This window comes from Sphingobacterium sp. UDSM-2020, assembly GCF_016132525.1.
Lineage (GTDB): Bacteria > Bacteroidota > Bacteroidia > Sphingobacteriales > Sphingobacteriaceae > Sphingobacterium > Sphingobacterium anhuiense.
Window position 1 is genome coordinate 540,694 of sequence record NZ_CP066166.1, and the last position, 14,054, is coordinate 554,747.

The window sequence follows — 14,054 nt, forward strand, 5'->3', positions numbered from 1 at the left end:
ATTTTATGAATGAAAACTATTTTACTTCTTATCACATCGCTCGTTTCTATTTCGCTATATGCGCAAGAGCGTATCTCCGGCAGGATTATCACCGCTAATGATAGTACATCTATCGAGGGGGTAAGCATATCCATGCAAGGAACAAACCTATCAGTCAGCACCAATAACAAAGGTGAATTTACGATACAATCGGCAAGTGGTTCTACTGCTATTTTGTTGGTTAATCATGTAGGCTATGAGCCTACAAGTGTGACGGTAAATCTTCCGCAAAGAGAGGTTTTAACGATCTCTCTGATCGCATCCACACAATTATTAGATGAAGTGGAAGTTGTATCGACAGGGTATCAGCAAATACCCAAAGAAAGAGCTACGGGGTCATTTTCTACCGTAAGCAATGAGCTATTTAATCAACAGGTGAGTACGGACATTCTTTCGAGATTACCCGCCATTGCAAATAGTATGGTAATGGATAACGGACGGCCGGGAGCACCACAGATGATGGTACGAGGGCTAAGCACCATTAGTGGACCGAAAGACCCGTTGATCGTCATAGATAATTTTCCGTATGATGGTGATATTACGAATATCAACCCAAATATTGTGGAGAACATAACGATCCTTAAAGATGCGTCGGCATCCAGTATTTGGGGAGCGAGGGCGGCCAACGGTGTTATTGTCATTACGACCAAAACCGGAAATTTCAACCGTCCTATTTCCTTAGATTTTAATTCCAACGTAACCATTGGTGCAAAACCGGACTTGGGATACATCCGTCAAATGTCATCCAATGATTTTATTGATGTGGAGCAGGAATTATTTTCCCGTAATTTTTACAATAGCCAAATCAATTCGACAAGCCGTCCGGTAATCAGTCCTGTTGTTGATCTGTTGAACAAAGCACGTTTGGGAGAAATTACATATGCAGAAGCTCAGCAACAAATTGATGCACTACAAACGATAGATGTAAGGGATCAGTTCAATCAATATGTTTATAAGCCATCCGTCAATCAACAATACTTTTTAAACGCACAAGGTGGGGTAGATAAATTTTCTTGGACTTCGTCTGTGGGATACGATCATAATAAGGACAATTTGGGAAATACCTACCAGCGCATCAATCTAAGATTTAGAAATACGTATCGTCCTATCGAGCAACTTTCTTTAACGACTGGTCTATTATATACACAAAACAAAAATCAATCCGGTCGTTTGGGTTACAATGCAGTTTCTATGAAAGCTGGTAATTTTGTCCCCTATATGCAGATGGTGGATAACAATGGTAATCCACTCCCTGTTGCCAAAGACCTTAATCAAAGCTACATCAGCAATTTTGGTGATGGAAAATTGCTTGATTGGAATTATTACCCCCTTACGGATTGGCAGTATCAAACAGCAAACAGCAATGGATCAGACATATTGGCCATAGCATCCCTTGACTACCGCATTATTAAAGGTCTCCATGCTACCGTAAATTACCAATATGAACGGCAGTTTGGGTTAACAACAAATCTGGCAGATGAAAACAGCTATATGGCAAGGGATTATATCAATAGGTTTAGCCAGATTGTTAACGGAAATGTGATATACATTGTGCCAAACGGTGGTATATTGGATAAATCAAATAGTATCCTCAATGCGAATAATCTACGTGGACAATTCAATTTTGACAATACATACGGCAAGCATAATATCACAGCGTTACTTGGGGCTGAAGTTCGTTCAGCGCATACACAATCACATCAGGAACGCTTTTACGGATATGATCCTAATAGTCTAACAACAGGGAATGTTGACTACACAAAAACTTATCCAAGCATTATCAATGGTGGGGGTAGCTTTATCCAAAGAGGGCAATATCTTGGAGATAAAACTACAAGGTTTATTTCTTATTTCGCTAATGGTGCATACACCTTTGACGACAGGTATATTTTTTCTGTGAGCGCCCGTCGCGATGCGAGTAATTTATTCGGATTAAAGACCAATGACCAATGGAACCCATTTTGGTCGGCGGGATTTGCATGGAAGTTATCCAATGAAAAGTGCTACAACCTTGATTTTTTGCCGTATCTAAATCTGCGCACTACGTATGGTTTTAGTGGGAATGTCGATCCGGCAATGGTTGCTGTCAATACGATTAGGTTTACACCTGCTACTTCTACTTATACAGGTGCTGCAATGGCAAATTTCAACAACTATTATAATCCGGAATTAAGGTGGGAAACCTCCAAAATGCTTAATCTCGCTGTTGATTTCCGCTTGAAAAATAATCGCCTATCAGGATCGATAGAACACTATCGTAAAAACGGTGAAAACTTATTTGGTGTAGCACCAATGGATTATACGACCGGAGTGCCTCCCACAATCGCAAGAAATGTAGCCCGTATGAAAGGGAACGGTTGGGATATTCAGCTAAATAGCATAAATATTGATCGTACATTTAAGTGGAGTACAACCCTTAATTTCAGTTTGTACAAAGATCAAATTGTGGAATATTTAATAACAAGAACATCATCTTCGGGCTATATTAGTCTTGGAGCACCTCCTATATCGGGTATTGAGGGGCATCCGGTATATACCATGTATGCCTATAAGTGGGCTGGCTTAGATCCCAACACAGGAGAAGCACAGGGGTACTTGGATGGTGAAGTAAGCAAGAATTACCAAAGCATCATGGGCACCGGAACGCAAGTAGATGATCTGGAATATTTTGGTTCTACTATTCCTACTCAATTTGGCTCTTTAATCAATGCCGTATCGTATAAAAACATCAGCCTACAAGTAGGGATTTCGTTCAAAGCTGGTTATTGGTTTAGACGTAGTTCCATCAACTATACCACACTATTTAATAATTGGACAGGACATTCAGATTATGCGCTTCGCTGGCAAGAACCGGGCGACGAATTGAACACAAATGTTCCCGTTAACCTATATACAACCAATACCCAAAGGGATGCTTTTTATAACGGTTCTGAGGTTTTGGTCGAAAAAGGCGATCATATACGTCTCCAATATATCAATATAGCCTATGACTTAGGCCCTGCTATCAATACCCAACGTGGTATAAAAGGATTACAAATATATTTTAATGCAAGTAATCTCGGTCTACTATGGAAAGCGAACAAATCTGATTTAGACCCTGATTTCAGTATGGGATTTTCTACTGTTAAAAACCCCACAAATTATTCACTCGGTCTTAGGGCCAAATTATAAAAAGGAGTTTAAGATGAAAACTAAAGCAATAATACTCATATTAACAACATCGTTTTTTCTTTCGGGTTGTGAAAAATTTTTAGAAGAAAAATCAGATAAAAGCATAGCTATACCAACCACATTGCATGATTTCCAGTCACTACTACATGATTGGGCCACAGTGAATTTTGGCTTTTCGGCAATGGGCGAAGCAAGCAGTGATGATATTTTTTTAACAGACGGAGATTATAATAGCTTGAACTATGAAAGTGATAAACGGCTGTACACGTGGCAACCGGATTATGTAAGTCGTTCCGTATCTTCCGCTGGCAATGAATGGTATAAATGTTATACTGGAATTTATGTCAGCAATTCTGTTCTGAAAGGAATTGAAGATAACAATCTGACAGGAGAAACAGCCGATTACATTAAGGGGCAAGCATTGGTTTTTAGAGCGGCCCGGTATTTAGATGGTGTACAAATCTGGGCACCCGTCTATAACAAGACAACGGCAAACACAGATTTAGGCATGGTGATACGGTTAGAGCCTGATATGAATATTCCATCTGAAAGGGTGTCGGTACAAGCAACGTATGACCAAATATTAAAAGACCTTACCGATGCACTACCATTGTTAACGACTACCAGTGTTGCAGCAACATTGCCCAATAGGTCTGCGGCGTATGGACTGTTAGCCAGAACACATCTGATAATGGGCAACTATGCAGAAGCATTGGAAAATGCGGAAAAAGCCTTAGAAGTTAATCATCAATTAATCGACTTTAACAACCTAAATCCAAATGTAAACTTTCCTATTCCGGTTACAAATTTTATAAGTTCGGAAATTGTTTTTTTTACAAGGATGTATGCCTCTGATCTTATCAATGCGAATAGAGCAAGAGTATCACCATCACTCTATAACCTATATGAAGATGGGGATTTAAGAAAGACTGTTTACTTCCGGTTGGTAGATGGATCACACGCTTTTAAAGGCACACACACAGGGTCAGCGGCGCTTTTGACAGGTATATCCATTAGTGAATTATACTTGATTGTTGCTGAATGCAGTGCCAGATTGGACGATCTTGGCAAGGCAGAGGAAGCGTTAAATAACTTGTTGATAAAAAGATGGGATACAAATCAATTCATCCCATATTCTTTTACCGATAAAGATTTAGCATTAAAAACCATCCTCACCGAAAGAAGAAAAGAATTGGTATTTCGAGGATTGCGTTGGTCGGACATTAAACGCTTAAATAGGGATGGTTATAATATCACGTTATCGAGAACAGTTAACGGACAAACTATAACCTTACCGCCACATGATCTCCGTTATGCAATCGCTATTCCCGAAGAAATAATAGAGCTCACTGAAATACAGCAAAATCCACGTTAAATTAAAAAAAGAGGCAAATAGGAAAATCCATTTGCCTCTTTTCACTTTTAACCTTTAATCCCTTGTATTGTCAGCCATTATCAAGACATCCTCATTATCTTTGCCGTCAAGTTGAGTGATTAAGTCTTGTTGATCTTCAACGGTAATTTCACAAGGATAGGTTTCTCCGGGAGTACATCCCCCTGTAACACCACCCGGCTCCCAATTTGCAGGATTTGCAAAGTTGCCCGGATCAGCAGTATCTGTATAATGAAATACTTGTGAACTGCTTGCCATTTTAAACGACATGGTTGCTACTCCGATCACCAAAGCAAGAACCATCATTAGATTTACTTTTAACTTTTTCATTGTCTTAGAATTTTGACGTTATAAAATATTTTATAGCTGTCTTTTGGCCGACCCGCCCTCGGTAGTTCCGTTTCCCACGTCACTACCTCGTAGTTTGTACCACAAGTAAAGCCCTAAAACGCTTAGGACTAAGAAAAATAGATTAAAGAAAAAATGCTGTGTCCAAGTCATTCCCCTAATTACTGATCCGCATCCACAAGGCAACTTCTCCCATGCGCCCAGGAGAGCCACGGCTACATAACCTGTAAAGACCGCCATTAATAAGATGGATAGGATTAAACCAATCCTGCGGAATTTTTCGGACACCAATGCAAATACGATCAACAGCTCGAAAGCTGGTAGGGTATAAATAAGGACATATCCTAAACTATCAGAAAAAGGTTGATTTAAGATACCATCTTTAAAGGCTGCGAAGTCTATTAGCTTGTCTATGCTCACGGGCACCCAAAGGAGTAGCAATAGTGCAATTACTATATTGAAAGCGATCTGTTTTCTCTTTCGTTGGTCTTGATATGTAATTATTGTTTCCATTGCTTTTGATTGCTAAGGATAGCTGTATCATCCTTTGGCATAAAGTTCACCAAAGCTGGAAACGTGGGAAAGAAAGAAACGGTAAAAATTGAGCAAACTTATGTTAAAATCTTACCATATCTTTCAATTTTCAAGAAAATGGTTACTCATTGCGCTTTTGGTAGCTCTCTAACGCATAGCGAAAAGTCCTTTCATCGGTATATCCAACTTTCATATACACGTCTTTGATGCTTATGCTCTCCTGATCCATTAGGTTGATCGCTTTCTCTATCCGTAGATCGGTGTAATATTGTTGTACGCTAAGGTGATATCTTCGTTTGAATATATTTGTCAAGGTTCGTTCTGTCATGTTGAAGTGATCGGACAAAAACTTAGTGCTTAATCTTGTATCGCGATAATTAGCTTCTACAAATGTTTTTATTTCAAAAGCTATATCATTGTCCTGATCTTCTAACGCCTTATCGTAGTATTCCAGCAATAGACTGATATACTTACGTAGGTTGCCGTCCAATGCTCCTTTATTGTCTCGTGAGTAACTATAAATTTTATAAAGCCACCGCTGTATTTTTCGATCCATTCGACGCATATACATGGTTTCAAAAAGGCGTTTACTATGCGTGAACCTTTGCAAAATACATTGGATATTTTTATAATCTTGGGTGATGCTTTTGATCCAATCCAGGTGCATGCTTACGACGAGTAATATATGCTTCCCTTCCTCGGCATAGGCGAAATATGAACCCTTGTCGTAGTACGACATCATGAGTGTGTTGGCCTGTGTTCTGACGATTGGTCTTCTATTTTCGGTGACATAGAGCAGACTACCGCTTAACGTAAAACACATAAAAAGCTGCCTATCGTGAACAACAAATGGAATGTAGCTGGGTCCTTCCACTTCAATATCAATAAGATCAATAAAGAACGGATTGTGAATCGAATGCTGACTAAACAATTGCAATTCCGTTGTTTTGTGAAGCCGTCTTTCTTTGGCAAAAGGCAATAGATATCGACACCAACCTGAAATATTTAAAGATTGATAACTAAGATTTACCTTTTCATAATCGATATTTATAGTATAGGGTATCTTCATCGGTTTGGTTCATTATCTCTGGGGGTATTATAGTGTTCATTAAGCCAGTTGACCATCCCGATCAGCATTCCTTTCATTTTCCGCGCTACAGCAAACTCTACATCGGTCGATTTTTTTTGTAAGCTTTCTGCAGACATGACTGCTGTCTTCGGGGTTCGAAAGTTCGCAGCAAAATGGGCAAAGGTTCCTCTTATGTCCTCTTTTAGCAATAGTCCATTTTCCATGAACAACCGGATCAATAAACCAAATTGTGCTACAGAAAGGTTGAATAATATTCGCCCACCAGATTCGGCAAGTTTGCTATCTCGGAGCTCGGCTCTTCTCAACTTGATTCGTTGGTTGACGTACCTTTTTTTTTCTTTAAGAAACGCTTTTAATTGCACACATATCGATTCATCATCTACCACACATCTCCTTTTCTCTTTAGGTGACAACCCGTTCACCCGATCTTCAATTCCGATCAATATTTCTATTTGGCGGTGTAGATTGGGTTCGTCCTGAAGTAATTTGTTGCTGTACCTTATCCAGTAATTAAGGAATGTAGGTGTATTGAAGTCCAATTGGTAGAGTAGGTCTTCCACTAAGTAGGTGTTTAATGATTCAGTAGCGTTCAAAGTATCCAGAACAGCGATAGTATAGCTTACCTCGGCCCGAGACAGCCCCTTTTTAGAAATTAAAATTTGTAGACCTCTGACCAGAAGGGAACACAATTCTCCATCAATATCCGCTATGATGATTTTACCTTGTAAAATGGCTAACCGTTGCCTCAATAATAATCGAACATTGACAATAGAATGGAGAGTCAGTGGAATATGGCCGATGATATTACTGTCAATCTTACCACAGTCTTCTAAAAGCATTTCAAATTGCGCAAGTATCTTAAGATACCGTCGGCGGATACTCTCAATTGGTTCACCTTCTTTTTGATATTTAGATGTTGTTATCAAAAAATCATAAACCTTATCACTCGCTATCACCAATTGCAACAATGCCGTTTTGGCTTGGGTATGAGATACCCCAAGCCGTTCGACAAAGTACGGTTTAAACATTCCTATACCAGCCTCCAATCTGTTTTCAACTTCGGATAGGTACGGCGTTTTCTTTATGGTTTTGATTAGACGTTGGGGTTTTAGATGATGTTCCAACGCATATATCCAATCCACAGACTTGCTTTCCATAACACGTAATAATTAGATGTGCAACCATGATCGGTAAAATTGCATGATGAAAAGGAGCTAAAACTAATTGCCGGTAGCGTATTTATCTACGTATCGATAGCGTATTGTTTTATGGGATTAAATATTATCGATCCTCATAGTCGTTCATTTTTTTGACGAGTTGAGACCGGGAATTAACGAGAACTTTGTTGAAAATATTCTGTACATGCTTGCTAACCGTACGATCAGAAATAAACAGCTTATCAGCTATTTCCTTGTAACTCAACCTTTGACAGATCAAATGTACAATCTCTACTTCCCTAGCACTCAGTGCGAAGAGTTTACGGTTACGCTCGATAGCTTCAAGATTGATCGGTACGAGTTCGAGTTCGGTTAATAATTTTTGTTCGGCACGGCTTACATTTAGTGTTCTATACAAAAGCAACGCACTAATAGCAACAAACCCTACATTGGTAAACAATGTTTCTATCAGCTGACCCCATTGAAAATAAACTACCGGAGCCAGAAATGCCCAAGGTATAATTGCGATATATGCTGCCACCTCTTCGACGTAACGGTTTCTGTTCTTATTCTCACGATAAGTAGCCCAAATGGCCTTTCCGGTTAAAATCAATAGAATGAATGAATAACATGTTGGTATAATGTATCCATATCTGTGGGTAAAAGTCAAATCACCGTGAACAGAATAGCCAACGACGAAAAAAGCAAGATAGGGCAACACTATAAACAACGGTACCCCATAGATCGCGAGAAACCGTAGTTTTTTCAACCCAAACGCTCGGTAGAAATAGAATGGAAAGTAGGATACGATAGCAAAACCTATTCCGTTGACAATAATATGTTGCACATAGATAGGAATACTATATGTCTCATCAGGAAAAAGCCCGTTAGCGATATTAAAAATTAATAGTAGAACTAACAGAACAAGATACCATAATCTGGTGTGTTCCCGTAATCGGTTCAGGTATAATGCACTTTGTGCGCCAATAGCAACCAGTTCAATTACAATAGCCAAAAATGTGACAGGATGCATTTGTGTACAGCTTATCTGCATATCAATAAGTTTTTAAATGAATAACCTACAATAAGCACTGGCTTTACTGATGCTCAACAAGGTACTGGTAGACTCGATATGCAAAACAGAAAAGCCCGCACTTAAGGCAGGCCAGCACATGTTTCCGTTTATTTTTTTAAAGACGATCCGTATTTATCAAACGGGAACGTATGCATTAATTATAATAAGTTTACTTTTCGGATGACTGGAAGTGATCGACCTTCTCTGAACTTCAACATCCATTTATAGCAAGTTATTTCCGGTCTTATTGATTTCATCGGAAATAACTTACTGATTTCTATAACCTAAAATATTTGCTTGTCCTTCAGTATAGGAGACATTAAAAGCATTTATAGTCGATATGATATACCATCGAATCGATAGATTCAGAAGAATTCACCTCTTTTATTTTATTTACATTCTTTTCATCATCCGATCCGTAAATTAGCTCATACGTGCCTATCGTCTTAATTCGGTTTTTAGAGAGCTTACCAAAGTATCCTCCGTTTGAAAGAACTGCCATACCTACAGTGTTATTTATCGGCGTAGGTGTACGATGTAAAGAACCAACGTGATATAACGGTGTAACACTATGAATAGGGACAGCTGCGTACTCAGTGTCAGGATAATAAGTTAGCAAGATATCATCATTCCGTCCATTCAAACCGTCATGAATCTTTGTTAAGTTGCTATTTTCGTAATTGAAAGTGATTTTGTTATCATTTTCTTTAATCTCCGTTAAATACCCCTCATCGTCATACACAAAATCCAAGACAAGGTAGTCTTTGAACTCAGTATCCCATGGAGCCATCCACTCTCTTTTGAGATGTACAATAAATCCTTTGTCATTTAGGGTGTAATAGTCCGTCACCGTATTAGGTGCCGGGTTTGCGTATTTTAAGACAATCTTATCTTCATAATATTCAAATGAAATCTGGTTGCTACCGGCAGGTGCAAGTACTACGCGATCCTGTGCATCATAAGTGAACTTTGTTTCGGACGGATTGCCTGAACGATCTCCCATATACCAGTTGCTTGTATAGGAATTTACATGGCAGTGTTCCTCTAGTTCGGGTTCAGGCTCTATAACCGGACTATCATCGGAACAGCCTATAGACAAGAATGTTATCAAAACAGCGACAAATAAGTGTGACTTAATGTTAAATAGCATGGTTATGTGATTATTTTAACGTAAAAAATTTATTCGAAAAATTATCTGAAATAGCTTTCATCTGATCCTGTTGTTGTGCTCCTACGACAGGTACTTCCCAACTGTCAAATGATTGTAGAAGACTAAGTACGTCACTCTTAAGTTCAATTTTTGAGGTCGTTGTTCCTCCAAGATTGACAGGAGATTTAAGATCAATTCGTACTTTCCGGAAACTATCGTTCAGACCGGTTTCAATTTTAAGAACCTTAGTAGTACCGTCTTCTGCCATACCTTTTAATGAACTGAATATATAACTCGTGTGCCACATCCATGAAATATTGGTCATACCTGTCATGGCAGAAAGCTCCCCTGCGGTAATACTAAGATTGTCGTTCAGTTCGCTATCCACTCCTATGCCAAATTCAATGGCTGTATAGGTATCCAAAGGGAGATTATTTAAATCGATCTGTTCCCGTTTTCTTGCCGGATACGTATATGCACCATCTTGAATGGCAATGTCTTTGGTTTCCTCAATCAGGTAGTAAGAATTTGGGATTTCAATCCATTCACCATTCTGTTTTTGCAAGCGGATGTTACTTACCCAATATCTAAAACTCTCGAAGCTATATTTTTTACCATTGACGTCGAAGGGTCTATCAAGTGCAAAGTCCTGATTGCCCATTACATTGTCAAATTCGATGGATAAATTTCCACCAACCACTTCAACCAATTCTGTGTCCTTAGAACAGGATGCCATTATCGCCAATAGTGCGATGGATAAAAAACACTTTTTGATCATTTGTTAATTGTATTTATATAATTTATTTGGATGTACGATATCGGTTTTCTACTTCTTGCCAGTTGATGATTTCCCACCATTTATTGATATAGTCGGCCCGCTTATTCTGATAGTTCAGGTAGTAAGCATGCTCCCAGACATCGAGAGCCAAAATAGGAGTTCCTTTAAATGGAGACACGTCCATCAACGGGTTGTCCTGATTGGGTGTTGATCCGATTTTTAACTGATTGCCGTCTTTTACCAGCCATGCCCATCCCGAGCCAAACTGACCCATTGCTGCTTTGGCAAACTCTTTTTTAAATGATTCGAAAGATCCAAAACTGCTGTTGATTGATTGGGCAAGTTTCCCTGTCGCCATATTGTGCTGCGACGGTTTACGGAGGATAGACCAAAATAATTCGTGGTTGAATGCTCCTCCCGCGTTGTTGCGGAGCTACGCAGAATATTTCGATATGCGAGAAAACAAATCCTTGGCATCGGTCGCCGACATATTTTCGTCCGAGATCGCTTCATTGGCATTCTTTACATAGGCACCATAGTGACGCTCATAGTGTATCTGCATAGTTAATGCATCAATCACAGGTTCAAGATCATTAAATGAATAGGTAAGCTTCGCGAGCTCGAACTTAAAATTACTGTTTACCGTTGCCCCCACGATATTATCTGCAAATGACTTATTGGCCAGTAATAGACCCGTAGCGAGTGTTAAACTTTCTTTTACAAAGTTTCTTCTATTTGTGGTTTTCATGATAAATAGATTTTCATTATCAATTCGTTTTTGCGTCTTCCTGTCTTAAGTATTCCAATATGGATTTTGCTTCTTTTTCATTCAGACCTACGCTAACCATCATACTCTGGAAATCTTCTTTGATAGCTAACGCATCAGTATCCTTTTCGAACATTTCTTCAGTATTCAGCATCAGGTTTAAAATCCACTCTGGTGTTCTTTTTTTCGTTATGCCTTTTAACGCAGGGCCAAGTTTATCTTCCGAATACTCGTGACACATCGTGCATTTGACAATAAAAAGTTTGTTGCCCTCATCTGCTACCGCTTGGTCAAATGCAGGTTGAGTAAAGGATGCTATAGGCCCGATCCCTTTATTGCCCTCCTTAAGATAGTCATGGATCACCATTTCTTTTGGTTCGTCAGTTGTTGACTCCGTTTGAGCTTCTGAACTGTTTGTATTCGGATTGTTGTTACAGGCAATAGCCGTAGCGAGAACACCAACGGTTAATAAAACACTTAATCTCTTCATATCTATTTATTTTAGTAGTGAAATCAAAAGGAAAACGATACATGGGTCATAAAACGATTCTCCGCTTTTATACGTCCATCTGCAAGATTTTGGCTGATCGGTGTCTGAAAGTTTCCGCCAATAGATAATCTGCCGACATTGACCTCTATACCTGCAATGCCCATGGTGGAGTGTCCACCGGACTGGGCTACATCAAAACGGTTGTAAAGCACGTCTTTTGGTTGTGTTTCATAGAGTACACCTACATTGGGAGAAATCCGTACCTTGTTCTGAATATTAAATTTATAGTACGCCAAAGCATTTACTGTAAACTTGTTGGCATAACGGTATTCGTGCTTATTTTCGGTATTGATTTTGTAGGTCGCATTCACGTTGATACCGGCATCCATCAACCGGATGTCGTAAGCGGCGTTGATCATAAAATCGGTACTCGCTGTCCCTAACTGGAAATTGTTTGGTGCCCCCATCTCTGCACTAGATTGCTCGCTGGTATCATACTCGCCTGTAGGTGTCTTGATCCCAGCACCGATCCAAAGGGATTGCATCAGCAGTTTGTTGGAACTCGTCGTGCGGACATCATCCAAAAGTTTGTAATGCCCCATCACAACAACATCTCCGAGACCGTTCTTACTTCCCGTTTCGGTGTTGCCGTTACCGATAGTACGCTCGTTAAAACTATACGGAACGATCGCCATCACGCGCCAGCGCTCCCCAAAGTTCCAAGCCCCCCAAAGTTCCATTGTACGATATGTCTCATTCGTTGAATTAGGCGTACGGATGCCGTTTGAACCCAAGTGGGTCTGCAACCTATTCTGCTGATAACGTAAGCCAATAAAACGTTTATTAAAGTCCGGCAAGATACCCATATAGTAGCTTCCTACACCGCATCCGCAGACATCACAGGCTGCCGACTGCGGTATATTTGCAAAAAGTGCAACAGTGGACAAAACCAATAGTATAATTTTCTTTTTCATATCCTAATCATTAATTGACGATAAAATCAGAACCAAATGGCTCTGCGAGTAATTTGTTTGACAGAAAGGTCGGGTCTTCCAGTGTTTTTAGGAAAGCCATCAGATCTGCTTTCTCTTCTTCGGTCATGATGATGCCCAAGCTACCGTCAGCTTGACGGAACAAGGGATCCAATGTAGGCGAATCCACCATATCATGACGGTAATGGTCAAGCATCCTGCTCACGGTCAGATAGCGTCCATCGTGTGTGTACGGTGCTGTGAAGGAGATGTTACGCAGTGAGGGCACCTTGAATTTATATTCATCGTTTACATTACCAGTCACGATTGCTCGTCCTTTGTCGTCACTACGGTTGGGACGAATTCCGTTGTTGCGGTAGCTCAGATCCGTAAAAAGAGGTTCCTTGTGACAGTTTGCACAGTTATTCTTAAAGAACAGGTAACCCCGTGCTTCCGACTCTGTAAATGATGCACCATCTTCTTTGCGCATCACCTTGTCGTATTTGGAATCACTGCTCGTCGCCATCAGCATAAACTGTGAGAGTGCTCTAAAAAACAGGACGTCGGTAATTTCCTCTGTTCCAAAAGCTTTCTTGAAGAGAGCGGGATATTCCGGACGTGCCCTTAATTTTAGCAGGACGTTGGTTACAGTCTCGTCCATCTCTACTGCACTGTGTATCGCGTTTACGGGAGAAAAATCTAAATCAAATACACCGCCATCCCAAAAGAACTCCGTGTGCCAGGCTAGATTCATGATGGGCATTGGATTACGTGTTCCCAATCTGTCATCGATCCCATGACTTACATCATGCCCATGATGCGTAAATCCGGCACCTTGTATATGGCAGCTTCCACAAGCAATGGTATTGTTGCGGGAAAGCCGTGGTTCATAAAACAACTTTTTCCCTAATTCAAAACCGTCTTTGGTCACTGGATTTCGAGAAAGGTCATAAGCAGGTTTCGGAAAATTGGAAGGTTGTACAAAACCCGCAAATATGTCCTCTTCCTCTATCATATCATTTCCTTTCTTACAGGCCCATATCAGGCCTAGAATTAAAGTAAGTACCCATATCTTCTTCATCTCGTTTTAAT

General features: G+C 39.9%; 14 protein-coding genes. 2 read left to right on the forward strand and 12 right to left on the reverse strand.

All coding sequences use genetic code 11. From position 1 onward, the window contains the following. Positions 1 to 9: 9 nt before the first annotated feature. Positions 10 to 3,210, forward strand: coding sequence for a SusC/RagA family TonB-linked outer membrane protein (locus JAZ75_RS02310; RefSeq protein WP_208700059.1), 3,201 nt, complete (start codon positions 10 to 12; stop codon positions 3,208 to 3,210). A gap of 13 nt (positions 3,211 to 3,223) precedes the next feature. After that, on the forward strand, positions 3,224 to 4,585 hold the full coding sequence (locus JAZ75_RS02315) for a RagB/SusD family nutrient uptake outer membrane protein (RefSeq protein ID WP_208700061.1): 1,362 nt from the start codon (positions 3,224 to 3,226) through the stop codon (positions 4,583 to 4,585). A 54-nt stretch (positions 4,586 to 4,639) separates the two neighbouring features. Here JAZ75_RS02315 and JAZ75_RS02320 read toward each other — a convergent pair whose 3' ends face one another. The 12 genes from JAZ75_RS02320 to JAZ75_RS02370 all read right to left on the reverse strand — a co-directional run bounded on the left by JAZ75_RS02320 (position 4,640) and on the right by JAZ75_RS02370 (position 14,043). Continuing rightward, positions 4,640 to 4,909 (reverse strand): hypothetical protein, encoded by a 270-nt coding sequence (locus JAZ75_RS02320; protein ID WP_208700063.1) that lies wholly within the window; start codon positions 4,907 to 4,909, stop codon positions 4,640 to 4,642. A gap of 54 nt (positions 4,910 to 4,963) precedes the next feature. Further along, positions 4,964 to 5,464: a MauE/DoxX family redox-associated membrane protein gene (locus tag JAZ75_RS02325; RefSeq protein ID WP_232789337.1), complete on the reverse strand. Its 501-nt coding sequence runs from the start codon at positions 5,462 to 5,464 to the stop codon at positions 4,964 to 4,966. A 142-nt stretch (positions 5,465 to 5,606) separates the two neighbouring features. After that, positions 5,607 to 6,554, reverse strand: coding sequence for a helix-turn-helix domain-containing protein (locus JAZ75_RS02330; protein ID WP_208700064.1), 948 nt, complete (start codon positions 6,552 to 6,554; stop codon positions 5,607 to 5,609). Beyond that, entirely contained in the window at positions 6,551 to 7,732 is a 1,182-nt protein-coding gene (locus JAZ75_RS02335) for a hypothetical protein (protein WP_208700066.1), read from the reverse strand. The genes JAZ75_RS02330 and JAZ75_RS02335 overlap by 4 nt, the downstream gene beginning before the upstream one ends. Before the next feature lie 124 nt (positions 7,733 to 7,856). Further along, positions 7,857 to 8,786, reverse strand: a complete 930-nt coding sequence (locus tag JAZ75_RS02340; RefSeq protein WP_208700068.1) for a response regulator transcription factor — start codon at positions 8,784 to 8,786, stop codon at positions 7,857 to 7,859. Between the two features lie 340 nt (positions 8,787 to 9,126). Then, complete coding sequence (locus JAZ75_RS02345) at positions 9,127 to 9,957, reverse strand: DUF4595 domain-containing protein (protein ID WP_208700070.1); 831 nt, start codon at positions 9,955 to 9,957, stop codon at positions 9,127 to 9,129. A 10-nt stretch (positions 9,958 to 9,967) separates the two neighbouring features. Next, complete coding sequence (locus JAZ75_RS02350; protein WP_208700072.1) at positions 9,968 to 10,735, reverse strand: MbnP family protein; 768 nt, start codon at positions 10,733 to 10,735, stop codon at positions 9,968 to 9,970. A 22-nt stretch (positions 10,736 to 10,757) separates the two neighbouring features. Continuing rightward, complete coding sequence (locus tag JAZ75_RS26120; protein ID WP_317192286.1) at positions 10,758 to 11,093, reverse strand: Fe-Mn family superoxide dismutase; 336 nt, start codon at positions 11,091 to 11,093, stop codon at positions 10,758 to 10,760. Positions 11,094 to 11,168: 75 nt separating this feature from the next. Beyond that, on the reverse strand, positions 11,169 to 11,483 hold the full coding sequence (locus JAZ75_RS26125) for a hypothetical protein (RefSeq protein WP_317192287.1): 315 nt from the start codon (positions 11,481 to 11,483) through the stop codon (positions 11,169 to 11,171). 19 nt (positions 11,484 to 11,502) lie between these two features. Next, positions 11,503 to 11,991: a c-type cytochrome gene (locus JAZ75_RS02360; RefSeq protein WP_208700074.1), complete on the reverse strand. Its 489-nt coding sequence runs from the start codon at positions 11,989 to 11,991 to the stop codon at positions 11,503 to 11,505. A 23-nt stretch (positions 11,992 to 12,014) separates the two neighbouring features. Beyond that, positions 12,015 to 12,686 (reverse strand): transporter, encoded by a 672-nt coding sequence (locus tag JAZ75_RS02365; RefSeq protein ID WP_232789338.1) that lies wholly within the window; start codon positions 12,684 to 12,686, stop codon positions 12,015 to 12,017. Between the two features lie 289 nt (positions 12,687 to 12,975). Further along, positions 12,976 to 14,043, reverse strand: a complete 1,068-nt coding sequence (locus JAZ75_RS02370; RefSeq protein WP_208700078.1) for a cytochrome-c peroxidase — start codon at positions 14,041 to 14,043, stop codon at positions 12,976 to 12,978. Positions 14,044 to 14,054 lie beyond the last annotated feature (11 nt).

Bases quoted from the DNA above. Each gene is read 5' to 3' on its own strand.
- JAZ75_RS02310 (WP_208700059.1), top strand. From the start codon at position 10: ATGAAAACTATTTTACTTCTTATCACATCGCTCGTTTCTATTTCGCTA.
- JAZ75_RS02315 (WP_208700061.1), top strand. From the start codon at position 3,224: ATGAAAACTAAAGCAATAATACTCATATTAACAACATCGTTTTTTCTT.
- JAZ75_RS02320 (WP_208700063.1), bottom strand. From the start codon at position 4,909: ATGATGGTTCTTGCTTTGGTGATCGGAGTAGCAACCATGTCGTTTAAA.
- JAZ75_RS02325 (WP_232789337.1), bottom strand. From the start codon at position 5,464: ATGGAAACAATAATTACATATCAAGACCAACGAAAGAGAAAACAGATC.
- JAZ75_RS02330 (WP_208700064.1), bottom strand. From the start codon at position 6,554: ATGAAGATACCCTATACTATAAATATCGATTATGAAAAGGTAAATCTT.
- JAZ75_RS02335 (WP_208700066.1), bottom strand. From the start codon at position 7,732: ATGGAAAGCAAGTCTGTGGATTGGATATATGCGTTGGAACATCATCTA.
- JAZ75_RS02340 (WP_208700068.1), bottom strand. From the start codon at position 8,786: ATGCAGATAAGCTGTACACAAATGCATCCTGTCACATTTTTGGCTATT.
- JAZ75_RS02345 (WP_208700070.1), bottom strand. From the start codon at position 9,957: ATGCTATTTAACATTAAGTCACACTTATTTGTCGCTGTTTTGATAACA.
- JAZ75_RS02350 (WP_208700072.1), bottom strand. From the start codon at position 10,735: ATGATCAAAAAGTGTTTTTTATCCATCGCACTATTGGCGATAATGGCA.
- JAZ75_RS26120 (WP_317192286.1), bottom strand. From the start codon at position 11,093: ATGGCGACAGGGAAACTTGCCCAATCAATCAACAGCAGTTTTGGATCT.
- JAZ75_RS26125 (WP_317192287.1), bottom strand. From the start codon at position 11,483: ATGAAAACCACAAATAGAAGAAACTTTGTAAAAGAAAGTTTAACACTC.
- JAZ75_RS02360 (WP_208700074.1), bottom strand. From the start codon at position 11,991: ATGAAGAGATTAAGTGTTTTATTAACCGTTGGTGTTCTCGCTACGGCT.
- JAZ75_RS02365 (WP_232789338.1), bottom strand. From the start codon at position 12,686: ATGGCGATCGTTCCGTATAGTTTTAACGAGCGTACTATCGGTAACGGC.
- JAZ75_RS02370 (WP_208700078.1), bottom strand. From the start codon at position 14,043: ATGAAGAAGATATGGGTACTTACTTTAATTCTAGGCCTGATATGGGCC.